General features: G+C 71.1%; 22 protein-coding genes. 13 read left to right on the top strand and 9 right to left on the bottom strand.

All coding sequences use genetic code 11. The features are described from left to right. On the bottom strand, positions 1 to 819 hold an 819-nt coding region (locus tag HAV39_RS07145), incomplete at its 3' end, for a non-reducing end alpha-L-arabinofuranosidase family hydrolase (protein WP_191838370.1). 531 nt (positions 820 to 1,350) lie between these two features. On the opposite strand from HAV39_RS07145, the gene HAV39_RS07140 reads away from it, so the two are divergent. Continuing rightward, the gene (locus HAV39_RS07140; protein WP_191838369.1) at positions 1,351 to 2,238 is read left to right on the top strand and encodes an alpha/beta fold hydrolase; all 888 of its coding nucleotides are present in this window, start codon (positions 1,351 to 1,353) and stop codon (positions 2,236 to 2,238) included. A 167-nt stretch (positions 2,239 to 2,405) separates the two neighbouring features. After that, entirely contained in the window at positions 2,406 to 3,347 is a 942-nt protein-coding gene (locus tag HAV39_RS07135; protein WP_239120910.1) for an RNA polymerase sigma factor, read from the top strand. 64 nt (positions 3,348 to 3,411) lie between these two features. Here HAV39_RS07135 and HAV39_RS07130 read toward each other — a convergent pair whose 3' ends face one another. Both HAV39_RS07130 and HAV39_RS43210 read right to left on the bottom strand, forming a co-directional pair. After that, a complete protein-coding gene (locus tag HAV39_RS07130) occupies positions 3,412 to 3,720 on the bottom strand; it encodes a TraR/DksA family transcriptional regulator (RefSeq protein ID WP_191838368.1) in 309 nt (102 codons plus the stop codon). A gap of 86 nt (positions 3,721 to 3,806) precedes the next feature. After that, entirely contained in the window at positions 3,807 to 3,935 is a 129-nt protein-coding gene (locus HAV39_RS43210) for a hypothetical protein (RefSeq protein WP_275413975.1), read from the bottom strand. 185 nt (positions 3,936 to 4,120) lie between these two features. On the opposite strand from HAV39_RS43210, the gene HAV39_RS07125 reads away from it, so the two are divergent. Beyond that, the gene (locus HAV39_RS07125; protein ID WP_239120911.1) at positions 4,121 to 5,596 is read left to right on the top strand and encodes a M1 family metallopeptidase; all 1,476 of its coding nucleotides are present in this window, start codon (positions 4,121 to 4,123) and stop codon (positions 5,594 to 5,596) included. A 137-nt stretch (positions 5,597 to 5,733) separates the two neighbouring features. Here HAV39_RS07125 and HAV39_RS07120 read toward each other — a convergent pair whose 3' ends face one another. Continuing rightward, entirely contained in the window at positions 5,734 to 6,729 is a 996-nt protein-coding gene (locus HAV39_RS07120) for an RNA polymerase subunit sigma-70 (protein WP_191838367.1), read from the bottom strand. 307 nt (positions 6,730 to 7,036) lie between these two features. Here HAV39_RS07120 and HAV39_RS07115 point away from each other — a divergent pair, with 307 nt between their 5' ends. Then, positions 7,037 to 7,732, top strand: coding sequence for a hypothetical protein (locus HAV39_RS07115; RefSeq protein WP_191838366.1), 696 nt, complete (start codon positions 7,037 to 7,039; stop codon positions 7,730 to 7,732). A gap of 71 nt (positions 7,733 to 7,803) precedes the next feature. Here HAV39_RS07115 and HAV39_RS07110 read toward each other — a convergent pair whose 3' ends face one another. Further along, positions 7,804 to 8,148, bottom strand: a complete 345-nt coding sequence (locus HAV39_RS07110) for a Rieske (2Fe-2S) protein (RefSeq protein WP_239120912.1) — start codon at positions 8,146 to 8,148, stop codon at positions 7,804 to 7,806. A gap of 337 nt (positions 8,149 to 8,485) precedes the next feature. On the opposite strand from HAV39_RS07110, the gene HAV39_RS07105 reads away from it, so the two are divergent. The 6 genes from HAV39_RS07105 to HAV39_RS07080 are packed head-to-tail and all read left to right on the top strand — an operon-like array spanning position 8,486 to position 13,797. Beyond that, complete coding sequence (locus tag HAV39_RS07105; protein ID WP_191838364.1) at positions 8,486 to 9,106, top strand: RNA polymerase sigma factor; 621 nt, start codon at positions 8,486 to 8,488, stop codon at positions 9,104 to 9,106. Next, the gene (locus tag HAV39_RS07100) at positions 9,106 to 10,191 is read left to right on the top strand and encodes a CU044_5270 family protein (RefSeq protein ID WP_191838363.1); all 1,086 of its coding nucleotides are present in this window, start codon (positions 9,106 to 9,108) and stop codon (positions 10,189 to 10,191) included. Before HAV39_RS07105 ends, HAV39_RS07100 begins: the two co-directional genes overlap by 1 nt. 42 nt (positions 10,192 to 10,233) lie before the next feature. After that, the gene (locus HAV39_RS07095) at positions 10,234 to 10,830 is read left to right on the top strand and encodes a hypothetical protein (RefSeq protein WP_191838362.1); all 597 of its coding nucleotides are present in this window, start codon (positions 10,234 to 10,236) and stop codon (positions 10,828 to 10,830) included. Continuing rightward, entirely contained in the window at positions 10,827 to 11,891 is a 1,065-nt protein-coding gene (locus tag HAV39_RS07090; protein ID WP_191838361.1) for a peptidoglycan-binding domain-containing protein, read from the top strand. Before HAV39_RS07095 ends, HAV39_RS07090 begins: the two co-directional genes overlap by 4 nt. Positions 11,892 to 11,923: 32 nt before the next feature. After that, entirely contained in the window at positions 11,924 to 12,598 is a 675-nt protein-coding gene (locus HAV39_RS07085) for an ABC transporter ATP-binding protein (protein ID WP_203736640.1), read from the top strand. Then, positions 12,595 to 13,797, top strand: a complete 1,203-nt coding sequence (locus tag HAV39_RS07080) for an ABC transporter permease (protein WP_191838359.1) — start codon at positions 12,595 to 12,597, stop codon at positions 13,795 to 13,797. The genes HAV39_RS07085 and HAV39_RS07080 overlap by 4 nt, the downstream gene beginning before the upstream one ends. A gap of 139 nt (positions 13,798 to 13,936) precedes the next feature. Here the strand turns inward: HAV39_RS07080 and HAV39_RS07075 are convergent, their stop codons facing one another. Beyond that, the gene (locus HAV39_RS07075; RefSeq protein ID WP_191838358.1) at positions 13,937 to 16,354 is read right to left on the bottom strand and encodes a Xaa-Pro dipeptidyl-peptidase; all 2,418 of its coding nucleotides are present in this window, start codon (positions 16,352 to 16,354) and stop codon (positions 13,937 to 13,939) included. A gap of 225 nt (positions 16,355 to 16,579) precedes the next feature. Continuing rightward, positions 16,580 to 18,886 carry an MMPL family transporter gene (locus HAV39_RS07070; protein WP_191838357.1) on the bottom strand — a complete coding sequence of 769 codons (2,307 nt, stop codon included), beginning with the start codon at positions 18,884 to 18,886 and terminating at the stop codon, positions 16,580 to 16,582. A gap of 193 nt (positions 18,887 to 19,079) precedes the next feature. Here HAV39_RS07070 and HAV39_RS07065 point away from each other — a divergent pair, with 193 nt between their 5' ends. Beyond that, positions 19,080 to 19,658, top strand: coding sequence for a TetR/AcrR family transcriptional regulator (locus tag HAV39_RS07065; protein ID WP_191838356.1), 579 nt, complete (start codon positions 19,080 to 19,082; stop codon positions 19,656 to 19,658). Between the two features lie 227 nt (positions 19,659 to 19,885). Here the strand turns inward: HAV39_RS07065 and HAV39_RS42165 are convergent, their stop codons facing one another. Next, positions 19,886 to 20,164: a GTPase family protein gene (locus HAV39_RS42165; protein ID WP_203736632.1), complete on the bottom strand. Its 279-nt coding sequence runs from the start codon at positions 20,162 to 20,164 to the stop codon at positions 19,886 to 19,888. Positions 20,165 to 20,850: 686 nt separating this feature from the next. Here HAV39_RS42165 and HAV39_RS07055 point away from each other — a divergent pair. Together HAV39_RS07055 and HAV39_RS07050 are read left to right on the top strand one after the other, a co-directional pair. Next, the gene (locus HAV39_RS07055; protein ID WP_191838355.1) at positions 20,851 to 21,951 is read left to right on the top strand and encodes a glycoside hydrolase family 11 protein; all 1,101 of its coding nucleotides are present in this window, start codon (positions 20,851 to 20,853) and stop codon (positions 21,949 to 21,951) included. Between the two features lie 304 nt (positions 21,952 to 22,255). Further along, positions 22,256 to 22,795: a peptidoglycan-binding domain-containing protein gene (locus tag HAV39_RS07050; RefSeq protein WP_191838354.1), complete on the top strand. Its 540-nt coding sequence runs from the start codon at positions 22,256 to 22,258 to the stop codon at positions 22,793 to 22,795. Between the two features lie 230 nt (positions 22,796 to 23,025). Here the strand turns inward: HAV39_RS07050 and HAV39_RS07045 are convergent, their stop codons facing one another. Next, the gene (locus tag HAV39_RS07045; RefSeq protein WP_191838353.1) at positions 23,026 to 25,113 is read right to left on the bottom strand and encodes a HEAT repeat domain-containing protein; all 2,088 of its coding nucleotides are present in this window, start codon (positions 25,111 to 25,113) and stop codon (positions 23,026 to 23,028) included. Between the last annotated feature and the right edge of the window lie 117 nt (positions 25,114 to 25,230).

Genomic DNA, 25,230 nt, shown 5'->3' with positions numbered 1-25,230 from the left:
GGAGAACGCGGGTCCGCCCCACTGGTAGGCGAGGACCCAGATGTTGCGCGGGGCGAAGTAGAACAGCGACGGTGCGACGGTGGCCGACGACATGGTGTTCTGGCTGGCCGAGGCCATGTCGGACCAGATGGTGAACAGGCTGAAGTTCATCGAGCCCCAGGTCGATCCGTTGTCGTGGGTGGTGGCGTAGACGAGTTGCCTGCCGTTGTAGGGGGCGGTGGTGAAGTCCTTGAGCGAGACCCAGCCCGACTTCGGGGTCGCCAGCACGCCGGTCGAACTCCAGCGGTAACTCGACGGGAGCGTGCACGAGCCAGGCGTCGACGGCGATGGCGACGACGTGGGTGACGGACCCGCCGTCCGCGAGGGGGATGGAGCCGTGGTCGGCGCTGTCGTCGGTGCCGTGCTCCCGGTGCACGCCACACCGTTGACGGCGAAGTTCGTGGGCACCGGGTTGCTGCTCGTCCACGACCCGTTGAAACCGAACGACACGGTCGCGTTGGTCGCGACGGATCCGTTGTAGCTCACGTTGCTCGCCGACACCGCTGCACCGTTCTGCGTCAGCGACGTGTTCCACGCCTGCGTCACCGTCTGTCCGGCGTTGAAGGACCACGTCAATGTCCACCCGCTCAGCGGATCGCCCAGGTTGGTGATCGAGACGTTGGCGCCGAATCCGCCCGGCCACTGCGACGACACGGCGTAGTTCACCGAGCAGCCGGCGACGGCAGCGTCGGCGGGCATCGCCACGAAGACCGTTGTCGATGCCAGCAATGCGGCACCGGCTGCCGACAGGCTGACGATGATTGATCTCGGTCTTGCCATTGGCACACTCCTGACAGGTAGGCGATCACCTCTGTGGAACTGGGAATGTGATCGCTAACATTCGTGTCGAACATGTTACGGGAGCGCTCCCAGACATACAACCATGAGAATGGATGTGATGCTTTGTGGTCGACCAATCCGGAAGTGCCGGCGGCAATCTGCCCAGGTAAAACGGTTGCGGACATGATTTTCGCTGACCTCGACATCCTGATGTGTCGACGGCGACCCGCGCGGTAGATCGCTCAACGACTTCGCTCACCTGGTTTCGTTTGAAATGCGCGGGAAACTTGTTGCGAAAAGCTGTTATGCCGCGCCTTGCGCGGTGGTCGCATTCCAGCGAGAAAAGCTGACCTCCACGGCGACCGTCTCGTTGTCGGGCACATTTCTCGGCTGGCGACGATGTGAGCACGGTCACCGCCGGATCGGCCGGAAACCAGGCTCGCGCAGCGAACCCCGGCCGGTTCCGGTGCATCGGGATGAGGTCCGGCGGGCTCTGCCTGCCACCGAACACGCAACGCACAGGAGCTGACCATGACCCTCGCGACCACGCTGACACCCGGCGCCCACCAGGTGGAGATCGACGGGATCCGGCAGGTCTACCACGTCGCCGGAACCGGGCCGGTCTGCCTGGTGCACTCCGGTGGCCCCGGCATGAGCTGGGAGTACCTGCGCATGCCCGCGCTGGAGGCCCACCTGACGATGGTGTATCTCGAGCCGGTCGGCACGGGCGCCTCCGGCCGCCTCACCGACCGGCGCGACTACCGCATCGACGCGTACGCGCGGTTCGTGCACGGCGTGCTCGACCACCTCGGCGCACCCCAGGCGTACCTGCTCGGGCACTCGCACGGCGGGTTCGTCGCCCAGCGCTACGCGCTCGACCACCCGGACCGGCTCGCCGGCCTGATCCTGCACTCCACGTCACCGGTCACCGGGCCGGAATTCTGGACCGACGCGATGGCCAACCTCGCGCGGCTGCCGGAGCGGCTGGCGCACCGGCCGCAGGCAGCGGCGATCCCCGCCGTGTTCCCGCAGGCCCTGGCCGCGACCGACGACGAGACCTTCTCGGTGCTCATGCGCCAGGTGCTGCCGGCGTACTTCGCCGACTACTGGGCCCAGGAGGACGAACTCGCGCCGGCCTTCGCCGCGTTCCGCGCCTGGATCGACCCGTCCGGCGGTGAGGAGCCCGCCCCGTTCGACGTGCGCGACGAGCTCGGCTTTCTCGACGTGCCCGCGCTGATCGTCAGCGGCGACCAGGACTTCATCTGCGGCAGCCGCTGGGGCAGGATGCTGCACGAGGCCCTGCCGACGTCGCAGCTGCTCGTGCTGGACTGCGGGCACATGGCCCACCTGGAGCGGCCGGCGGCGTTCAGCCGTGCGGTCGTCGAGTTCGTCGAAGGGCAGACCGGCTCGGCGGCGTAGCCCTGCACCCTCGCGGCCCGGGACCTCGTCCCGGGCCCGTCCGGCAAGCGTCGTGGAATTCGTCACGGCAGGCCGCGTCTGTTCGGCGCCGGCGTCGGCCGGACGTACCGTCGCGAGCAGGGCCGGTGGGACGGCCGCGGCCGACGCCGACGATCGGGGGGCATCGCTTGTTCGCAACTTCAGACACGGACGAGGACCTGGTCCGCGCGGCGTGGTCCGGGGATGCGACGGGCCTGGCCGTGCTGCTGGCGCGGCACCGGGCCGGCATGCTGGCGGTCGCGCTGGGCGTGCTCGGGTACGGGCCCGACGCCGAGGACGCGGTCCAGGACGCGATGCTGGTGGCGATGTCCCGGATCGGCCAGGTGCGCGACCCGGCGGCGGTCGGCCAGTGGCTGCGGACCATCGTGCGCAACAACTGCCGGATGCGGTTGCGTTCCACCCGGCCGGTGCCGATGGCCGATCTCGCCGGGCTGCCGCTGGCCGCGGGCGGGCCGACGCCGGACGAGCTGCTGGAACAGCGGGCCCAGCGGGATTGGATCTGGCACGCGCTGGCCGGGCTGTCCGAGCCCGTCCGCATGGTCACGCTGCTGCGCTACTTCAGCGACGTGACGTCGTACGAGCAGATCGCCGCGCTGTGCGGGGTGCCGGTCGGCACCGTGCGCAGTCGGCTGAACCAGGGCCGGACCCGGCTGACCGAGCTGCTGCGGGCGTCCGCCGAGCTGGCCCACGACGACGCCACCAGGCTGGCCCAGGCGCGGCGGCGGGAGGCCGAGCAGACCCTGGTGGCCGCGGAGCGCGGCGAGTTCGAGCAGGTCGTACGGTATTCGTGGTGGCCGGACCTGGAGGTGGTCACGCCGGACGGGCGGTCCAGCCGAGGCCCGGACGTGCTGCTGGCGGGAATGGACCTCGACCTGACGGACGGGGTACGCCAGCGGATCAGGAACGTGGTGGTCAGCGGGGACGTGCTGATCTGGGAGGCCGATCTGATCAACCCGCCCGACGATCCGGAGCACTGCCCGCCGGGAGTGGTCTGGGCGCAACGGCTGCGTGACCGGCGGGTCAGCCGGATCCGGCTGTTCCACCCGCGCCCCGCGCTGCCGGGAGGCTGACGGGGCGCGGCGGCACCTGGACCGGTGCAGGGTGCGCCCGGCGCCGGGCGCACCCGGCGCGCTCCTATCGCGGGCAGGCCACGCAGGTCCTGGCGTGGGGCAGCAGTTCGAGCCGGGCGAGGGGGATCGCGGCCGCGCATACCTCGCACGCGCCGTAGCGGCCCTGCTCGATGCGGCGCAGCGCCGCGACGGTGTCGGCGAGGCTCTGGCGGGTGCCGGCCAGCAGCGCGCCGTGGGCGGCGGCTTCGGCGGCATCGGGGGCGGCGGCGGTGAGGTCGGACAGGTAGGCGGTCTGCTCGTCGCAGGTGTGCCGGAGTCGTTCGTGGATGCCGGCGAGCCAGTCGTCGTGGTCGGTCGTGTCGAGCGTGGTCATGCTTCCTCCATTTGTCGGTCGGGTACAAAAAATCGGGCCGGAGCCGGTGTGCTCCGCCCGATGCGCCGTGCTCCGTGGATCGGCGACTAGTGCGGTGCCTCGACCGTGCGGAGGTCGGGCCTGCGCAGCGCGGCACGGGTGCGCGGGCAGCGGGCACCGGCACGACCGCGGTCGCCCCGCGGCTCGCCGGTCACCTGGATCGCTGCCGTCGTCATGCAGCCACCATAGGTCGCGTTCCCGAAGGCGGCAACCGGACCGCCGGCGTCCACGCGGTCGCGGGGGCCGTCGCACGTTGACTGCCGTTCACCATGCTGTTACAGAACCAAAATATTTGCGTAGGCAACGATTTTGGCGACCGGGCGCGTTTCTTCGGCATCACCACCGAACGACGGAGCACCTCTTGCACACCCGAACAGCCATCGCTGTAGCCACCCTGCTCACCTTCCTGAGCGGCTGCACGAGCGGATCGTCCACACCCGACACCGCCGCATCGCCCGCCCCGGCCGCGTCCTCCAACGGCCTCACCGGGGAGTACGCACCCTTCGCGGCAGGGCTCTCCCGACCGGTCGTCGACTCCCAGTATCCCCAGCACGGCACCGACGCCCTCGACGTGTTGCACTACGGCCTGGAGTTGGCCTGGTCACCCGCCGAGCGGGTGCTCACCGGCACAGCCACGGTGCACCTTCGGCCCACCCGCGACGCGGAGTCGTTCAGCCTCGACTTCAAGCCGTACACGATCACGAGCCTGACCGTGGACGGCAAGCCCGCGACCGGTGCGGTCACCAAGGAGAAACTGGTGGTACAGGCGCCGGTGAAAGCCGACGCGCTCGTCACGCTCGTCGTCGGCTACCGGGGCAAGCCCAGCACCACCCCCTGGCCGACCACGACCCGCGGTGACAACCACCCGCTCGGCCTGACCGTCTCCGCCGACGGCGGCCTGTGGACCATGCAGGAACCGTTCGGCGCGTTCACCTGGTACCCGGCCAACGACCACCCGTCCGACGAGGCGCTGTACGACATCGCGGTGACCGCACCCCCGGGCTGGTCTGCGATAGCGTCGGGCACCCCGCAGGGCCGCCAGGGCGACACCTTCCGCTACCGCAGCACGGTCCCGGTCGCCTCCTACCTGACGACCCTGGCGGTCGGTAAGTACGAGAAGGCCACCGGCACCGGCCCGCACGGGCTGCCGATCACCTACTGGTACCACGCCGACGAGGCGTCGTACCTGCCGATGATGCAGAAGACCACCGAGCACCTGCAGTGGCTGGAGAAGCACTTCGGCCCCTACCCGTTCGACTCGGCGGGCGTCGTCATGGTCGAATCGCCCTCGGCCATGGAGACCCAGCAGATGGTCACCATGGGGGATCGGTTCGGGCAGATGGGGCCCCGGTCATTCGACGGCACGCTCCTGCACGAGTGGGCCCACCACTGGTTCGGCGACGCCGTCACCCCCGCCGACTGGAGCGACTTCTGGCTCAACGAAGGCTGGGCCCTGTACGCCCAGCGGCTGTACGAGGCCGAGACCTACCCGGGCGAGATGAGCCCGGCCGAGCGCATCGCGCAGAACCGCGAGCTCGACGGCACCTACCGCAAGCAGTACGGCCCGCCCGGCAAGCCCAACGCCGCCGAATTCGGCAACACCTGCATGTACACCTGCGTCGCCGGCATGCTGCGCCAGCTGCACCAGGCCCTGGGCGATGACCGCTTCTTCGCCCTGGCCCGCGGGTGGGTCCAGGACAACCTGCACACCCAGCAGAGCCGCGCCTCGTTCACCGCGTACGTCAACCGCAAGACCGGGCACGACTTCACCGCCCTGCTCGACGCATGGCTCGACTCGCCCACCACGCCTGCGGAGACCGGCCCGCTGCCGAGCTGACCACCGAGGGCGTTCGCGACGCCCCCAGCCAGGTCGCGCACGAACGCCCTGCCGCCGGAGGTTCCCCACTGCCATCGGTGGAACCTCCGGCCGGCTGCTCGCCACGGGCACGCGTGCGGGGTGCGTCCACATCGGGACTACTCGGTGCCGTCCGCAGGCAGGCACTCCGGCAGCCCGAGCCGCGGGAACCGGTCGTCGTGGAAGGTGACGATCTCGGTGATCGCCCCGCCGGTGACGCGCAGGACGTCGATCGTCAGCGGCAGGTACGCGCCCTCCCGTTCCCGCCAGAGGTAGACGGCGACCGCGGGCTGCCGGTTCACGGAGGTGAGGACGGTGCGCAGGCGCTGCATGCCCTCGAAGCCGCTTTCGATCCAGTCGTTGACCACCGTGTCGCGGCCGACGTACAGGCCGGGCGTGGGCGGCATCGAGCAGCGGACGTCGTCGCGCAGCAGTGCGGCGATCGCGGCGATGTCCGTGGCCACGCAGGCGTCGGCGTAGCGGCGCACCAGCTCGCGCGTCCCGGCGTCCTCCGTGTCGCCGCTCCAGTCCTGACGCTCGGCGGGCAGGTGCTCCCGCAGGCCGGCGCGGGCTCGCTGCAGTGCGCTGTTCACGGAGTTGACGGAGTCGCCGAGGAGTTCCGCGACGTCTTTCGCGGGCCAGCCGACCACGTCGCGCAGGATCAGCACGGCCCGGGGGCGCGGCGCGAGGTGCTGGACGGCGACCAGGTACGCCAGCTCGATCGTCTCCCGTGCGACGGCGGCGGTCTCCGGGTCGTCCGTGTCGCTCGCGGGCAGTTCGTCGAGCAGGCGATCCGGGTAGGGCTGGAGCCACAGCACCTCGCCCCCGGTCGCGGGCTCGGGGCGGCTCTTGGCGAGCAGGTCCAGGCAGGCGTTGGTGGCGATGCGGTACAGCCAGGCCCGGAACGTCGACCGCCCCTGGTAGGTCTCCCGCCGCCGCCAGGCACGCAGGAACGTCTCCTGCACGGTGTCCTCGGCGTCCTCGAACGAGCCGAGCATCCGGTAGCAGTGCACGTGCAGTTCCCGGCGGTGCCGTTCCGCCAGTCCGGAGAACGCCGACTCGTCGATCTGGCCCAGGTCGCTCACTGGCTGCTCCTGCCGTGTATCCGCACTCATCACGTGATCCTTCCGCGTCGTCATGTCCTTGCGTAGTTATGACGGGTCCGGGCGCGATAACTCATCACCAGGGGCGGTCGGCGTGCGGCGGGCACGGACCACGGCCAGTGTCGGTGCCCATCGACCGCGGCGAGTGAAATCTTGGTGCCTGAGTGCGGTTGACCTGGGAAGACGTGTTGAATCCGGTGCAAAAGCCGGCGTGTCGGGCGACCGGTGCCGCTACCACTCTGCTTACGCTTCGCACCGGGCCAGGGGGACTGGCTCCACCACGTACGAGGACAGCGTACGAGCTACGGGGGTTCACACCATGACCACTGCTGTCTTGCGCTCCGCAAGAGCGGGGGCGATCCTGACGACGCTGGGCTTGAGCCTGGGTCTGATGACCGGCATCGCGGAGGCCGGGCCGCCCCGCGACCGCCAGTGCACCAGCCCCATCTTCCTCGGGGGCAGCGAGCAATGGAGGGATCTGAACCAGCGCTACGACGTGCGAGAGCGGATCATCGGCCCTCCCGCGCCCGCGACCGACGACATCCCCGACCCTCCCGGGGGACCTGGCTGTCGCACGGCGCTGCCCGGGGAGAAGTGGGTCCGGGCGGTCCCGCCCTGGATCACGGCGTCGGCGACCGAGCAGGCGGCGTTCCTCGCCAACTTCAAGAGCGCCCGCTATGTGATCGACGCCGGGACCGCCCACGAGCGGTCCATCATCGCAGGCCCGGAGATCCTGCAGTCCGGGACGATTCCCGGTGATGTGCTGCCTCCGGAAACCCGCGGGCTGCCCTTCGTCGTGCCCGTGTCTCCGGTCTTCCGCCCGCTTCGCCCCGGCACGCACACCAGTACCCTCTTCGTGACCATGAACGAGAGGGTCTGCACCGGCCGCGGGCCGGCCCCGGGCCTGAGCGCCGACTGCCTGGAGGCAGGCGAATCCGCGTACCCCATCATCGACAACGGGCCGTTCACCGTGCTGACCGGTCCGCCACCGCCCCCCTACGACGCGGTGCCGTGACCGGATTCATCGGGGTCGAAGGGCGGCGGCTGGCCGCCCTTCGACCCCATCTTTCGCCGTGGGCCGCGGGCTCAGCCGAGGGTGAGCTGGCCGTCCTCGACGGTGACGGCCACCGGGCCGAGAGGTAGCGTGGCGGGGCCCAGTACGACCGAGCCGTCGGTCGCGGAGAAGCGACTGCCGTGACAGCGGCAGATGATCTGGTCGTTCTCCACGGCGGTGACCTGGCAGCCCCAGTGCGTGCAGGTTGACGTGAACGCCTTGAACTCGCCCGCTGCGGGTTGGGTGACGACGACCATCGCCTCGCTGTAGACCTTGCCTCCGCCGACCGGGATCTCGGTGGCAGGCCCGAGCGCGATGGGATCAACCGCAGGCGTGACGGAACCAGGTGCGGCGGGCGAGCCGTGAGCACCTGCCATACCCCCTGCCAGACCCCCTGCTGCTGCCCCTGCGCAGGCCATCAGTGTTCGTCGTGTCGCGCCCATGCGGTCCCCTCGTTGATCGACAACCCGCAGCCTAGCGTCGTTTCCGGAGTCGAATATCCTTTTTGCGGCATCAGTCGACGTCCGTCAGCCTTTCCGCGATCGCCTTGGCCGTGCCCGGGTCGTCGGGTGAGACGCCGACCCGGCACCGGTTTCGACTGGTAGCGAGCCGGAAGCACGGCCCGTCGCGGCGGGCGTGAAGGGCACCGGCAGGATCGGGCATTCACCTGGTGGATGACGTCACACCGGCCCGCCGACGAGGGGTGAGCTTCACTTGCTGATCGAGCAAGCCGTGCCCGGCCTGCCGGACGAGGCCATTCTGCGCGAATCCCGCACCCACCCGGAGTTGTTCGCGCAGCTGTTCGACGCCTATCACGGCGAGATCTACCGCTACGTCGCCGGACGGCTCAGCGCCGCGCACGCCGACGACCTGGCCGCCGAGACGTTCCTGATCGCGTTCCGTGGCCGGGCTCGCTTCGGTGGAGCCGGCGGTCACGTACGCGCCTGGTTGTACGGCATCGCCACCAACCTGATCCGACGCCACCACCGCGACGAGGAGCGCAAGTACCGGGCGCTGGCCCGCGCCGACGCCGCCGATCGGACCCGCCCCGGCGATCACGACGACGACAACCGCATCATCGCCCGCGTCGCCGCCCACGGCATCCAGCGGGACCTGGCCGCCGCCCTGCGCTCGCTCAAACGCGGCGACCGCGATGTGCTCCTGCTCGTGGCACTGGCCGAACTGACCTATCCGGAGGTCGCCGAGGCCCTCGGTATCCCCGAGGGCACGGTCGCCTCACGCCTGAGCCGCGCCCGCAAGTCGGTCCGCACCGCGCTGGGCGGGGCCGACCCCACCCGAGACGACACCCGAGCAGACGACAGGAGGAGCACCTGATGGACGACCTCAACCTGATCCGCGAGGTCCTGAACGCCCCGCCGCCGTCGGCCCGGGCCACCGTACAGGCCCGCAACCGGCTCACCGCCGCCATGGCCGTGCCGCGGCCGGCCCGCCACCGCCCGCGGCGCCACGTGCTGGCCGCCGTCGGCACGCTGGCGGGCCTCGCCGCGCTGTCGCTGGTCGTCATCCCGCCCGGCGGCCGGCCCGATCCCGGCCCGCAGCCACCGGACACCTCCGCACGCGGCCTCCTGCTGGCCGCAGCACGCCAGGCCGCCGATGCGGACACCGAAACCGGCCGGTACTGGCACGTGCGAAAGGTCGTCCACTCCGGCCCGTTCAGCGTCGGCAAGGCCTCCGACCAGTACCTCATCATCGACCGCGACGTATCCGAGCAGTGGATCGCCCGTGACCCGGCCGAGCCCAGCTGGACCGGCAGCCGCAGACTCGGCTCCCGCCCCCGCGGCGAAGCCGACGAGAAGGCATGGCGCAGGGCCGGCTCACCCACCCGATGGAACCTGCCCGGCGACGGCGGGTCGGTGCACCGCAGCACCGCGCCGGACAAGGGCCGACTCGACCGCCTGAACCAGGTGCCCTACCTCATCGACCTCGGCGGCTTCGACCGTGCCGAGGTGCAGGCGCTGCCCACCGACCCCGACCGGCTGCGCGACCTGTTCACCGCCCGCATCGCGGCCGGCCGAGACGGGTTCGCACCGGGCACCGGTGGATCCGACAGCCGCCTGTTCGGCGCCATGTGCCAGCTGCTCATGGACGTTCCCGCCCCGCCGGCGGTACGCGCCGCGGCGTTCACGGTCCTGGCCGGCATCACCGGGATGCACAGCATCGGCGAGGTGACCGACGGCCTGGGCCGCACCGGGATCGGGATCGAGCTGGCCCAGCACACCGCCGAGGTCGACGAGGTCCGCCGGCTGGTCGTCGACCCAGTGACCCACCTGCTCCTGGCCAGCAGCTACTCGGCGAATCTGGTCGGCGGCGACGGCAACCGGCCGCTCAAGGAACAGCACCAGGTGATCCTCCAAGCCGGATGGACCGACGCGAAGCCGGCCATCCCGGCTCTGCCCTGACCCCCGCACACCCACCCCTGCCCTCGAAAGGCGCGTTTCACCGTGTCCAGAAAACCCCGCAACGCCGCCGCGGCGACCGGTCTCCTGCTGCTACTCGTGCTGGCCGCCTGCGGCGACACCCCGGCCCCGCCGGCCGTCGCGTCGGCCGAGAGCCCGGCCGCACCAACCGCCGCCACTGCCCCGAGTGCCCTCACCCGGTACGTAGACGCGCAACGTGCGTGGGTCGGCTGCCTGCGCAAGGAGGGCCACAACGTGCCCGACCCCGACGCCAAGGGACACGTCGACCTCGGTGCCTACCTGGCGACCGCGAAGATCCCCAAGACCGATGCGGGGTTCGTCGCCGCGCAGCGCGCCTGCGCGAGCCTCAACGCCACCGTCCCGGCCGAGCTGGAGCCCCGGCAGCCGGTGACCCCGCAACAGCTGGAGTACCGGCGCCAGTACGCCAAGTGCATGCGCGACAACGGCATGCCCACCTGGCCCGACCCGGGCCCCGACGGCGAATGGCCGCAGGACGGGTTCGGCGGCGAGCTGACCCCCGCCGAGCAGGAAGCCAACATGCGCGCCCTGCAGATCTGCGATCCGGTTTTGGAAGGCAAGCCGCAGGGCGAGTACGACCCGTCGAAGGTCGTCAACGGATGAGCGGCCTGCTCTGGCGTCGGCGGGCGGCGACGGTCGGCATGTGCGCGGCCGTGCTGGCGCTGCTCGCGGTCGGGGTCATGGCCGCACTCGGTCTCGGCGGTGACGGCGGCGACCCGCCCGCCGAGCGCCGCACCGGGCCGGCGGCGACGACGACGGTGACCCGGCAGACCCTCGTCGAGGCGGTCACGGTGCCCGGGGTGCTCGGTTACGGCCCGGCGACCCCGGTGGCCTCCACCGCCACCGGCACGGTGACGTGGCTGCCCGCGGTGGGTGCCACGGTGGTGCGGGGCGGGCAGCTGCTGCGCGCCGACGACCGGCCCGTGCTGTTGCTCTACGGCGCGCTGCCGATGTACCGGGCGCTCAGCGCCGGGGTCACCGGCGCCGACGTCAAACAGTTCGAGCAGAACCTCGCCGCGCTCGGGCTGCGCGGCTTCGACGTCGACGAGACGTTCTCCGGCAGCACCGCCAGCGCGGTCAAGCGGTGGCAGAAGAGTCTCGGCCTGCCGGAGACCGGCACCGTCGACCGCGACCGGGTGATCTACGCCCCGGGCCCGGTGCGTGTCGCCGAGCAGCTGGTGCGGGTCGGCGCGTCAGCCACCGGCGACGTCCTCGAATACACCGGCAGCACCAGGGCCGTGACCGCGACCGCGGACCGGTCCCGCACCGACTGGGCCGTGCCGAATGCGAAGGTCGAGCTGTCCACCCACGGTGGCACACCTACCCCGGGCAGGGTCGTCACAACGACCGACGCCCCAGCCGCGGGCGGCGCCGACAGCGGCGGTGCCAACGTCACCATCACCATCGCGTACGCCGCACAGCAGGCCCTCGGCAGCCAGGACGGCGTCGGTGTCACGATCCGGCACGTCCTGCAGGAACGCCGCGACGTCCTGACCGTTCCCGTCAACGCGCTGCTGGCCCTGGCCGAGGGCGGCTACGGCGTCGAGGTCGTCACCGACCGGGTGCGGATCGTGGCAGTGCAGGTCGGCCTGTTCGCCGGCGGCCGCGTCGAGATCAGCGCCCCCGGCATCGACGACGGCACGACCGTGGGGATCCCCGCATGAGCGAGCACCTCAGGGAACGACTTACCAGCCCCGTGGTCGAGCTGGCCGCAGTGTCCCGGACCTACCCCGGCGGCGTACGCGCGCTGGCCGACGTCGACCTCACCATCGGCTACGGCGAGCTCGCCGCGGTCGTCGGGCCGTCCGGTTCGGGCAAGTCCACGATGCTGCACCTGATCGGCACCCTGGACCGGCCGTCCGCGGGCTCGGTCCGCATCGGCGGCCACGACGTGGCGCACCTCGACGACCGTGCCGTGTCGGCCCTGCGCGCCCGGCAGATCGGGTTCGTGTTCCAGCAGTTCCACCTCGCTGCCGGCGTCCCCATCCTGGACAGCGTCGCCGACGGCCTGCTCTACGCGGGAGTGCCGATGCGCGGACGGCTGGCCCGAGCCGAGGCGGCGCTCGTGCGGGTCGGTCTCGGCCACCGGCTCGGCCACCGGCCGCACGAGCTGTCCGGCGGGGAGCGGCAGCGAGCCGCGATCGCCCGCGCGGTCGTCGGCGAACCGGTGCTGCTGCTGGCCGACGAACCCACCGGCAACCTCGACTCGGTCTCCGGCGACTCGGTTCTGTCCCTGCTCTGCGACCTGAACACCGCCGGCACCACCGTCGTCGTCATCACCCACGACCAGCAGATCGCGGCGAGCCTGCCCCGGCAGATCACCATGTGCGACGGCCGGCTGGTCCACGACTCGGCGGCGGTGACGGCATGACCACACCACCTGCCAGAAGGGTGCGCCCCGCCCGGCTCAACCCCGCTGACCTGGCCCGCCTCGGCGTCGCCGGCCTGCGCGCCCGGCCCCTGCGGGTTTTCCTGTCCGCACTCGGCATCGCGATCGGCATCGCCGCCATGCTGTCGGTCGTCGGCGTGACCACCTCCAGCCGCGCACACCTCGACCGGACACTGCAACGGCTCGGGACCAACCTGCTCACCGTCGTCCCGGGCGAGGCCGGCGACGGCCGACCCGAGTCGCTTCCCGAGGAGTCCGTCGGCATGGTCGGACGAATCGGGCCCGTCGAGAAGGTCAGCGCCACCGGCGAGGTCGCCGCCGCGATCTACCGCAACGACCACGTGCCCGCCCCCGAGACCAGCAGTGTCGAGGTGCTCGCCGCCGAATCCGGACTGCTGGACACGCTCGGCGTCACCGTCGCCGAGGGCAGCTGGTTCACCCCGGCGACCGCCACCTACCCGGCGGTCGTCCTCGGTGCGGTCGCCGCCCGACGCCTCGACGTCCCAGGACCCGGCATGCGCCTGTGGCTCGGCGGCGAATGGTTCGTCGTCGTCGGCATCCTCGAGTCCGCACCCCTCGTGCCCGCACTCGACTCCGCCGCACTGGTCGGCTGGGACGCCGCCCGCACCTACCTCGACTTCGACGGCCGCCCTACCGCCGTGTACGTACGGGCCGACGAACAGCAGGTCACCGCCGTACGCGACGTCCTCGGGCGGACCGCCGACCCGCAGTCGCCGCAACACGTCCGCGTGTCCCGGCCCTCCGACGCGCTCGCCGCGAAACAGGCCGCCGACGCGACGCTCAGCGGCACCCTGCTCGGACTCGGCATCGTCGCGCTGCTCGTCGGCGGCGTCGGCATCGCCAACACCATGGTCATCTCCGTGCTGGAGCGGCGGGCCGAGATCGGGCTGCGCCGGGCACTGGGCGCCACCCGGGGCCAGATCCGCGTGCAGTTCCTGGCCGAGTCGCTGCTGCTGTCCGGGCTCGGCGGCGCCGGGGGTGTGCTCATGGGCACCGTCGCCGCCGGTCTGTACGCCTCCAGTCAGCACTGGCCGGTGTTCGTACCCGGCTGGGCCACCGGCGGCAGCCTGGCGGCGGCACTGGTCATCGGCGCGCTCGCCGGCCTGTATCCGGCCGTGCGGGCCAGCCGCCTGGAGCCGACGTCGGCACTGAGTGGCTGACCCTGAGATGCCAGGTGGGCAGCCCTGATCACGGTTGCCCACCTGGCCTGGCCTGTCCCGGGGAGCAGCGGCGACAGCGACGGCCACCTTCATGACTCCGCGCTGACCGCCGTCGGACGGTCAGCGCGGGGTCGCGCGCCTATGTGCCGAGGGTCAGCGTCCAGGTGTCGAGCCGGCCGACGTCGGCGGCCGCGGCGTCCTGGACGCGCAGCCGCCACGTGCCGTTGGCGGTCTCGCTGGACAGGTTCACCGTGAAGGTCTGGTGGATGTCGTCGGCGCTGCCGCCGGAGCGGTTGCTCAGCGAGTAGCTCGACCCGTCCGGCGCGACCAGGCTGACCACGAGGTCGCCGCGGTACGGGTGGACGATGTGCACCTCCGCCGTCGACGACGGCGATGCCGTGCCCGGGCAGCCGCTGATGGTGATCATGCTCTCCACCGCGGCCCCAGCGTCCGGGATCGCCACATCGACCGGGTTGGTCGCCCGGCAGCCGCCGGTCCCGTTGACCGTGAGCGAATACACCGCGGTGCGGGTGGCACTGGTGCCCGTGCCGGTGATGGTGACCGGGTACGTGCCCGGCGCGACCGACGCGGTGGTGCTCAGGGTCAACGCGGAGCTGCCGCCCGCCGGCACGGTCGACGGGTTGAACGACACGGTCACCCCGGCCGGCAGCCCGGCCGCCGACAGCGCCACGCTCTGCCCGGAACCGCTGGTCACCGTCGTGCTGACCGTCGCGCTCAACGTGCCGCCCGGGTTGGTCGCGCCCGCCGCCGGCGACACCGAGATCGCGTAGTCGTTGCCGGTGGCCAGGCCCGTCTGGGCGATCGTCAGGGTGCTGCCGACCGGGTTGAGCCGCAGCACGGCCCCGGCCGGCGGGCGCAGCGTGTAGTCGTAGTCGGTGGAGATCACCACGAGGCCGATCCGGTGGCCGGCCGCGAACACGTAGTCCTTGGGCTGCATGGCGAAGTTCAGCGTGTACTCCGTGCCCTGCACGACCTTCTCGCTGGTGGCGCGGCTGTTGCGGTTCTGCGGGTCGATCCAGCCGCGAGTGACGATCACGGGGGCGGTGCTGGTGCCCGTGCCGCCGTAGTCGAGCAGCAGCGCGGTCACGTTGGCGTCGTTGCGGTTGGTGACGGCGAGCCGGAGCGAGACGCGGGGCGAGCCGGTCAAGGTGACCGCGGCGGCCAGGTTGCCGGTCCGGTAGACCAGCCGGCTGCCGTTGGCACTGTCCGGGTTCGCGACCAGTGTCGTCGCGGTGCTGGTCCGCCCGTTGTCGGTGAGAGACTGCGCCGAGGTGCCGGTCGGCGTGCCGAGGGTCAGCCCGCCGGGTGCGGTGGTCGAGGCCGTGTCGAGCCTGAACACGGCCTCGGCTGCGGCGGGATTGGGCCAGTCGGCGTACTGGCGCCAGGCGCCGTCCTTGAACTGCACCTCGGCCCGGGGTTCGGTGAGGATGCCGTTGTCGATCCCCTTGAGGAAGTACTCGAACCAGCGCTCGACCGTCGCCTTGTAGTCGGCGCGCGAGGTCGTGCCGTGGCCGCCGTTGTGCAGCCAGATCTTGCGCGGCACGTTGTTGGCCCGTAGCGCGTCCCACCACTGCGCGTAGTGCTGGCCCTTGACGTTCCAGTCGGACTGGCCGTGGATCACGAACACGCCCGCAGTGACCTTGTTCGCCTTGCCGACGTAGTCCCGGTCGGCCCAGAACTGCTTCCAGTCGCCGGTGACCCGGTCCTGGTCGGTCTCGATCTGGTTGATCCGGCTCGTGCAGTCGGTCCGGTCGACCACCGCACGGGCCAGCACGTCGGCGTCCTCGCCCTGGTATCCGCCCGGCGCGACGACGAGCCCGTTGGCCCGGTAGTAGTCGTACCAGCTGGAGATCGCCGAGATCGGCACGATCGCCTTGAGCCCGGCGACGCCGGTGGCGGCGGCCATGTTCGGCAGCGTGCCGTTGTACGAGACGCCGATCATGCCGACGTTGCCGGTGCTCCAGGACGCCGTCACCTGGGCGCCTGATGCGCTGAAGCCGCGGGCGCGACCGTTGAGCCAGTCGACGACCGCGGTGGTGGCCAGCGTCTCCTGCATGTCTCCGCTGGTCGGGCAGCCGTCCGAGGCGCCGGTGCCGAGGCTGTGGCCGAGCACGACCGCGTATCCCTTGGGCACGAAGTAGTCGTCGTACCAGTCAGGCAGGTCCGGCACCGGCCGGGCGACGCTGACGCCCGGGCCGGTCGTGGACGATGCGCCCGGGACCAACGGGAACAGGTTCTCCTGCGGCAGGGCGCTGACGTTCACGCCGTGGTTGGCGGCGTTGGCCAGGCCGTTGCGGTACGGACTCTGCTCGAACACCACGGGGACCGGCCCGCCTGTCGACGGCCGGGCGATGTCGATGGCGATCCGGTCGAGCCGGCCGTCGCCGTTGGAGTCGACGCCGGACTCGACGTAGACCCGCTCCTCGATCTGGGCGAGCGCGACCGACGGCGCGGCCGCGCTCGCACCGGCGGTCGACACCGGGAGCGCGGCTACGAGCAGGGCGAGAACGAGCGTTACGCGGTGGGTGAACCGCATGTGGCTTCCTTCCAGGGGTGTTGGACAGTAGCCGAGCGCCGGGTATGGCGCGATGGTGGTCGATATTCTCAGATCGACGATCGCGAATCAAGCCGCGTTTGCTCGACCCCGATCGACCGTCGTGAGGTCGGCCTCTGTCGGCAGGAATGGCCACCTTGGAGCGGTGCTGCTGGCAGCTCGTGGAGTGCTCGGGAACGGGCACCGGCAATCATCGGCCGGCGCGGGTCACACCGTGACGAGCTCGCGCTCGGCGGCCGGCTCGGCGTGCGGGGCATGCTGGCATCCGCACTGGCAGGAAGCCGCGACGGCAGGCGCCTCGGCCGGTGCGGCAGCGGTATTCTGCTCGGGCAGGTCCGCCGCGGCGGGGGGCCGTTCGGTGGCCAGCCGGCGGGTCAGCTGCTCGCCTTCGACGTCGACGTTGGGCAGGATCCGGTCGATCCACCCGGGCAGCCACCAGGCTGCCTTGCCCAGCAGCGACAGGACCGCCGGGACGATGGTCATGCGGACCAGGAACGCGTCGACGGCGACACCGACGGCCAGGGCGAAGCCCAGCGACTTGACGATGGTGTCGTCGGTGAGGACGAACCCGGCGAATACCGAGATCATGATGAGCGCGGCGGCGGTGACGACGCGGGCGCCGTGGCGGGTGCCGGTGATGATCGCCTCATCCGGCGTGGCGCCGTGCACGTACTCCTCACGGGTGCGGGTGACGAGGAAGACCTCGTAGTCCATGGCGAGGCCGAACAGCACGCCGATGAGGAAGATCGGCATGACGCTCACGATCGGTCCGGTGGACTCGATCCCGAACAGGTCGGCCAGCCAACCCCACTGGAACACCGCCACCAGGGCGCCGAACGCGGCCGCGACGCTGATCAGGAACCCGACGGTGGCCTTAAGCGGCACCAGCACGCTGCGGAACACCAGCATGAGCAGCACGAACGCCAGCCCGACCACGATCGCCAGGTAGGGGATGAGGGCTGCGGTCAGCTTGTCGGACACGTCGATGTTGACCGCGGTGGCGCCGGTGACGAACAGGTCCGCGCCGGTGGCCGCGGCGACCGCGGGGGCGTGGTCGCGGATCGCCGCGACGAGGTCCTTGGTCGCCTGGGTGCCGGGGCCGCTGTGCGGGATGACGGTCAGCATGGCCGTGTCCCGGGCGGGATTGATCGTCGGCGGGGTGACCACGGCGACGTCGGGCAGGCGCGAGACGGCCTGCTGCGCCTGCTCCGCGGCGGTGCTGACATCGCCCAGCGAATCCTGCACGACCAGCAGCAGCGGGCCGTTGAACCCGGCGCCGAAGCCGGAGCTGAGCTGGTCGTAGGCCTTGCGCTGGGTGGAGTCGGCGGCGGCGGTGCTGTCGTCGGGCAGGGCGAGGTTCAGGTCGAGTGCGGGGACGGCCATGACACCGGCCACGCCCAGCGCCAGCAGCAGTGCGGGCACGCGGTGGCGCAGCACGCCGCGGGCCCACCGCCCGCCCATCGGCATCGTGGCCGACGAGCGGTGCCGGCCGATGCCCTTGCGGTTGTCGGCGGTCAGGATCCTGGGTCCGGCGAAGCCGAGCAGTGCGGGCACCAGGCTCAGCGTGATCGCCACCGCGACCGCCACCGTGCCGGCCGCGGCCACGCCCATCGCGGTGAGGAACGGGATGCCGGTCACCGAGAGCGCGACCAGCGCGATGACGACGGTGAGCCCGGCGAACACCACCGCGGACCCCGCGGTGCCCACGGCGCGTCCGGCGGCCTGTTCGGGTTCGTGGCCGTCGGCCAGTTCGTGGCGGAACCGGGAGACGACGAACAGGGCGTAGTCGATGGCCACGGCCAGGCCCAGCATGGTCGCCAGCGCGGAGGTCGACGTCGACAGGTCGAAGAACCCGGTGGCGATCTGGATACCGGCCATGCCGAAGCCGACGCCCAGCAGCGCGGTCAGCAGCGGCAGGCCGGCCGCGACCAGCGAACCGAACGTGATGAGCAGGATGAACGCGGCCACGGCGATGCCGATGCCTTCCGATGCGCCACCCTCGGACTGCTGCTGGGTGGCCGTGCCGCCGAACTCGACGCCGACACCGGCGGCCTGCGCGGTGCGCCCGGCGGCGTACAGCGCCTGCCGGTCGGCGTCGGTCAGGTCGCCGGGTGCCACCGAGTAGGTCACCGACGCGAACGCCGTGCGCTGGTCGGGAGAGACGGTCCGGTTCTGGAACGGGTCGCCGACCCGGGCCACCTGCGGCGCGGCCCGCAGCGCCGCCACGGCGTCGGTGATCGCGGCCTGCTGGCCGGGGTCGGTCAACCTCGCGTCGCCACCGGCGGTGAACACCACCTGCGCGCTCGCGTCGTCGGCGCCGACGCCCATCTTCTCCCGCAGCACGGTGATGGCCTGCGAGGACTCGGTGCCCGGGATGCTGAACGCGTTGCTGGTCGGCCCGGACAGCGTCGCCGCGCCGAAGCCCAGGCCGGCGAGCAGCACCAGCCACAGCGCGGTGACCAGGCCGCGGCGGCGGAAGGAGAACCGGCCCAGCCGGTACAGCAGGGTTGCCATGATCAGTTCCTTGCCACGTTCGGGGGTGAGCGGACAGCTACGGGGGCAGCAGGCCCGCAAGCAGGAACAGTAGGAGTGAACTAAGCCGTCCGGCTAACATTTGATTAGTCGAGAGGTATAGACCACATCTGCTGGCCGATCCACCACGCCGACCGCATAATCGCAGCTCAAGGCCACGAGGGGACCGAACGCGATGAACACCCTGCCGCCGCGGCGCCGCCGCGCCGGCCGCGAACAGCTGCTCGCCGCGGCACTGCGGCTGTTCCTTCGCGACGGGATCCGGGCCACGTCGCTGCAGGCCATCGCCGACGAGTCCGGGGTCACCAAGGCCGGCCTGTACTACCACTACAAGGCGAAGGACGAGATCGTCCTGGACGTCCTCAAGCCCCTGCTCGACGCCCTGCCGGCCGTCACCCGCCGTGCCGAGGCCCACCGCACCCACGCCGCGCAGGTCGACGAGGTGCTCGGCGGGCTCATCGAGATCGCGCTCGACGAGCACGCCGGCTTCACCGTGCTGATGAACGACCCCTACCTCACGCAGCTGCTCAGCCAGCAGGCCTCCATGCGCCAGTGGTGGGACGACACCGCCGCGCTGCTCCTCGGCCCGGACCCGGACGACCAGACCCGGATCGGTCTGGCCATGTTCATCAACGGACTGCCCGGCGCCAGCCGCGACCCGGCGATGGCCCCGCTCGACGACCGCTCCCGCCGGCGGCATCTGCTCGAATGCGGCCGTCGCCTGTTGCAGCCGGGCCGGGCCATCGGGACGTGACGCCTGGCGATTCCCGCGCTCCTCTGCGTCGTGGGCGTCGATCGAGAAAAGGCTGACGCAGGGATTACCGCGACCGCACCAGGAGGGTCGCTGGACCCTCGGCCGGCCGGCGGTTGTTGTTCGTGAGCCTGTGCTGTACGGCGGTAGCCCTCGCTCGAAGGGGCAGATCCGTCAGGAGTTCTTCCGCTCGTTCGCGTCCCTCGCGACCTCGGCCCTGAACATCTGCTTCAGCTTGTCGAAATCGTGGATCTCGGTGCGGGCGCCACGTTCTCCCCGAACACCGCGTTGAGCAACGTGCTCTTGCCTGCGCCGGTCTTGCCGAAGATGACCAGATTGAACAGACCCAGCTCTTCCAGTGCGGCGTCGTAGCGCTTGCCGACCAGGTCGACGATCTGGGCCATCAACTGGTCCTCAGACGGCCGGGTGTGCGGGATCGACTGGGTCAAGGATTCCTCCGATGCGAGTTCGGCGCGCCGGCCGTCCAGGGCCCTGACGACGTTGCTCACAGTAGTGGTCAGAACGACCAATGTGGAGGTACGGACGTCCGGAAGGATCGCCCAGCCCGGGCGAAGCTGGACGCCTGTCGTGGTGGGGTCCCGCCCGTATGCGGTCCGTCCGGTCGAAGGGTCGCTGGACGTGTGACGCACAGCCGAAGCCGCGCTCCGGGCACGCTCTCTGCGATCACATGACCGGTCGCAGGCTCGTCTCGACATTATGGAACAGGAGACAGGCATTGATGCCTCGCGGCTCGGGGCATCGGTTCGTCCGCCCTGACGGGCGCCGCAGGACCGAAACTTTCGGCTGATTCAATAGTTTGTGTCGATCACTGTGGGCCGGGATTTTCGTGATCGCGCCGAGTTCGGCGAGCTGGAGACCTAATTAGCGCGTTCGCGTGATGGTTTGCGGGGCATGGTGTGGAGTTGCGGTCGTGCCGGATTGCCGCAGAACTTCCGGAAGTTGTTGACAGTTCCGGTCGGACGGTCCAATACTGCCGTCATCGATGAACGTCGACGACCGGCGGTCGTCAGCCGTGGCCACGATCTGGCACCCGGCGGTCGGCCGGACCACGCCAACATGTCCCCGGCATGGCCGGCTGCCGCGTGACGGCCGTTCGCCCCGGCGGCCCGCGACGGCATCGAGTCGAGTCCCGCAGCCCTGCCCGCTGGCTGCCCTTTGTAAAGGATGCACTCGCGTGAACGATCACCCCTCCCACCCCCGGCTCCGCAGGCGCAACCTGGTCAAGCCGCTCATCGGCGCCCTGTGCGCCATCGCGCTGGCCGCCGCCGCGTCGACGGTGCTGTCCGGCACCGCCCACGCCGAGGCCGACCGGACCATCACCTCGAACTCCACCGGCTATCACAACGGCTTCTTCTACTCGTACTGGAAGGACAACGGCAACGTCACCATGAACCTGGGCGCCGGCGGCCAGTACAGCGTCCAGTGGAGCAACATGAACAACACCGTCGTCGGCAAGGGCTGGAACCCCGGCTCCAGCCACACGGTGAACTACTCGGGGAGCTTCAGCCCCAACGGCAACGGCTACCTGGCGCTGTACGGGTGGACCACCAACCCGCTCATCGAGTACTACGTCGTCGAGGACTTCGGCAGCTACAACCCGAGCACGGGCACGACCCGGCTGGGTTCGGTCACCACCGACGGCGCCACCTACGACATCTACCGCACCCAGCGCGTCAACCAGCCGTCGATCATCGGCACCGCCACGTTCTACCAGTACTGGAGCGTCCGCCAGCAGCACCGGACCAGCGGCACCATCACCACCGCCAACCACTTCAACGCGTGGACGAGGCTCGGCCTCACCCTGGGCACCCACAACTACCAGATCATGGCGACCGAGGGCTACCAGAGCAGCGGGAGCTCCAACATCACCGTCAGCGAGGGTGGTAACCCGCCGGCCAGCCCGAGCCCGTCGGCCAGCGCGAGCCCGCGGCCGAGCCCCTCCACGTCGCCTGGCGGGGGCAGCGGAAGCTGCCGGGTGACCAATGCGCTCAACCCGTGGAACAACGGCCTGACCGACAACATCACCATCACCAACACCGGCTCGACCGCCGTCAACGGCTGGTCGCTGCGATTCACCCTCGCCAGTGGCCAGACCATCACCTCCGGCTGGAGCGCCACCTACTCACCGAGCAGCGGCCAGGTGACCGCGACCAACGTCAACTACAACGCCGCGATCCCGCCGGGCGGATCCACCACCATCGGGTTCCAGGCGACCCACACCGGCAACAGTTCCGCGCCCACCGGGTTCTCCCTCAACGGCGCCGCCTGCAGCTGAGCAACACAGACGGCCCGGCGCTCCGCCACGGGGCGGCCCTGGCCGGCGGAGCCAACCGCCGGCCAGGGCCTGGGTATGCCACCACGACGGCGACGGCTGGGACATCGGCTGACGTGCCTCACCACGCAGCCACGCCGTCCGGTCCGGTCCGGTCTCCGGACCCGCCGCACACCCGTGACCACCGCCGGCGTCCGAGCGGTCCGGACCGGGTCGGTGACGGACTGGCGCACCGTGTCGCGGCGGCACGCTGACGGTGCCGGCTGCCACGACAGGCGGGCGGCGAACCGAGTGAGGAGTGAGGCCCATGCTCAAGTCCAGAGTCGGGCGCTGGCTCGCGGTGGCGCACCGTCAGCGGGTCCGCGACACGATCCAGGCAGACCGGGCGGCCGTCCGTCCTGGTGTGCGGAAGACGTTCCGGATGGCCCTGGTTCTCGTCATGGCCACGACCGGCATCGGGGTGCTCGGGGTCGCCTCACCGGCGTCCGCGGCGAACGTGTGCACCACGTACTACAAGGGCTACTACGACCTGGACGGCGTCCGGGTCAACGACCGGTGGCCCGCCTACCTGCCGTGCAATCTGAAGCAGGGCAACACGGGCGACGGCGTCAAGGTCTTGCAGTACCTGCTCGCCTGCAACGACCTGTGGACCCTTCCCGACGGCCGCAAGGTGGCACGCGACGGGAGTTTCGGGCCGATCACCAAGGAAGGCGTCCGGCTCATGCAGATCAACCTCGGTGTCAGCGCGGACGGCGAGTACGGGCCGATCACCGCGGACGCGGTCATGCGCCGCGGGCACTATCCGGTGTTCAACGGCGAGGGCTGGTGGTTCTACGCCTGCAACTGATCCCCCGTGAGCGACCTGCGGCGTCTGGGCAGTGTTGAGGGGGTTGCCCAGGCGCTGCACGAACTCGCGGGTGGGGGCCGCCGAGGGGGAACCGGAGCCGCACGGCTCCGGCTCCCCCTCGGCTTGTGGCGGTGCCGGGCTACTGGACGGCCGCGGCGGCGGTGAGCAGGTCGGCGTACCAGGTGGTGTGGGGCAGGTCGGTGGCCGGGTAGTCCGGACGAGGTGGACCGTCAGTGCGGTGCGCCGGCTTCGGCGAACCGGGCCAGGATGGCGCGGCAGTCCCGTTGCAGCTTCTCGTCGTTGTCGATGCTCGCAAACCGGCCGCCTCGTTCAGGCAGGTCCAGCTGCTCTCGCAGCTGAGGCAGGGCCGGTGCTGCCGCGTGACCCATCCGCCCCAGGCAGGCCACCACGTCGTTGCCGGTCGCGGGATTCCTGGCCCAGGCCCGCAGCAGAGTGTCCAGCACCGGCGGAGCCTCCGCCGGTCCACCGATCTCCCAGATCGCGGCGGCGCAGGGCACTTGGACCCACTCGTACGAGTGCGACAGCAGCTCGCGCAGGCGGGGCAGCGCGGCTGTGGCCTGCGGACCTACCTGGCCGAGCACGCCGGCGGCTGTCGAGATCAGGAAGGTGATGCTCTCGTCGAGCAATTCGCGCACCAGGGGAAAGACGGCCTCGCGGTCGCCGTCGACGGCCCACAGCGCGCCGACGGCGGAGCGCCGTACGTGCGGGTCGGGGTCTGCTGTCAGCGGCCGGATGAGCTCCAGCGCCGGCTCCGCGGCCGGGCCGAACGCCGCCAGCGCGTTCAGCGCCGATGAGGTGTTCTGCTGCTGTGCCCCGTGTACCGACACGCCGAGGGTGTCGACGATCAGCGGGATCGCCGCCGGATTCCCCAGCGTGACCAGGGCCGACAGCAGTGAGCCGACGCTCATCCGGGTCCACTCCTGGGTGAGGTCGATGCGGCGCAGGTGATCGCACAGTCGTGGCACGAGCTGTTCCGCCGCCATCGGCAGATGCCCGGCGACCTGCACCGCCCGCCACGCGTCGACGCCGCTGTCCAGCGCAGCCAGGATGCCGGGCACGGCTCGCTCGTCGCCGAGGCGAGCCAGCGCCTGGACCGCGGTCTGGTGGGACCGGCGCAGCCCTGGCTGCGGCGACGCCCACACCTGGGAGCCGTGCTCGGCGCGTTGTGCGCCGACGTAGGCGGCGAGGTCGTGTCTGGCCGAGCTCGCGATCGGGTGGCAGCTTTCGAGGATCTCCGCAGCCTGGGCCGCGAGCTCGTCGTCGGCCGGGTCGAGCTGCTTGGCCACGATCCTGAGCAGCGAGGTGTGGTCGCCGCGCCAGTCGCGCATGAGGTCCCCGCTCATCCGCAGCGCGTCCAGGCGCGCACCGGGACTGCCACTGCGCAGGTGCTCGGCCAGCAGCGCAGTACGCTGCGGCACTCGTGCTCCGAGCACCTCGTGGAAGGTGCGCAACAGTTCGGTGGTGGGTGTGCTCACCCGCTGGCTGCGGTCAAGTTCCGCGAAGGCCGCGACGACCTGCGGCGGCATCCCCTCGGCGGACTGCGGGGTCGGAGGCTCGGGCACCGCACGTGGCGCCGGGTGGTACGCCAGCCGGCGCAGCTGACCGATCACCGTCGTGACCAGGTCGTCACCGATCTGGTCCGGGGCGCAGCGGGCACGCTGGATCATGGCGGCGAGCCTGGTCACCGGGTGCTCGTCCGCTGCGGCAGCCAGAGTGCCGAGCCACGCGGTCACCTCGGGCGACGAGGCGGGCAGCCGTAGCGCGAGCGTCGCCGCGGCCGTCACCACCAGTAGCCGCTCCCCGTCGTCCGCGGCCGCGGACAGGCGCTCGCGCAGCACTGCCAGCGCCCGATCCCGGTCCTCGAGGAACAGCCCCAGCCCCGGGATCGCGGCCCACCGCACCTGCGGGTCGTCGTCCGACGCGAACTCGACGAAGTCGTCCGCGTGCTCTCGCATCTCCTTCGCCGCCCCGGGGTAGCCACCGGCGCCGTCGCCAGCCTCGTAATGGCGACCGTATGCGAGGGCCGACGTGCCGATGCTGACCAGAAGTTCGACGACCGCGGCCCGGTCCGGTGCGCCGGGGTCGCCGGCCAGGGCGAACAGGAACGGCAGGCTCGCCGTCGTGCAGGGGTAGACGTCGCCCTGGTGGTGGACCCGGTTGTAGAAGTCGAGCAGGGCAGCCTGCCGCGTCCCGGCGTCCGCGGAGCGCAGCGCCGCGAGCAGCCCCGGCACCTCCTCCGCCGTACCGTACGCATGGTGCATCGCCGACCAGTCGATGTCGTGCAGCCCGTCGAACATGGACGGCACTATGCACGACCCGTCCGACAGCGATCCGGACGCAGGGGGTGCCGTACCGTCGTCTGGATCACCGGCCGTCCGGCCGCCGGAGGGTGAGCGCCCGGCGCGCGAAGTGTC

It is taken from the genome of Catellatospora chokoriensis (genome assembly GCF_011297315.1).
GTDB classification, from domain to species: Bacteria; Actinomycetota; Actinomycetes; order Mycobacteriales; family Micromonosporaceae; genus Catellatospora; species Catellatospora citrea.
Note: the sequence above shows the minus strand (reverse complement) of the source record. Positions and strands in the feature narration are given on the sequence as shown.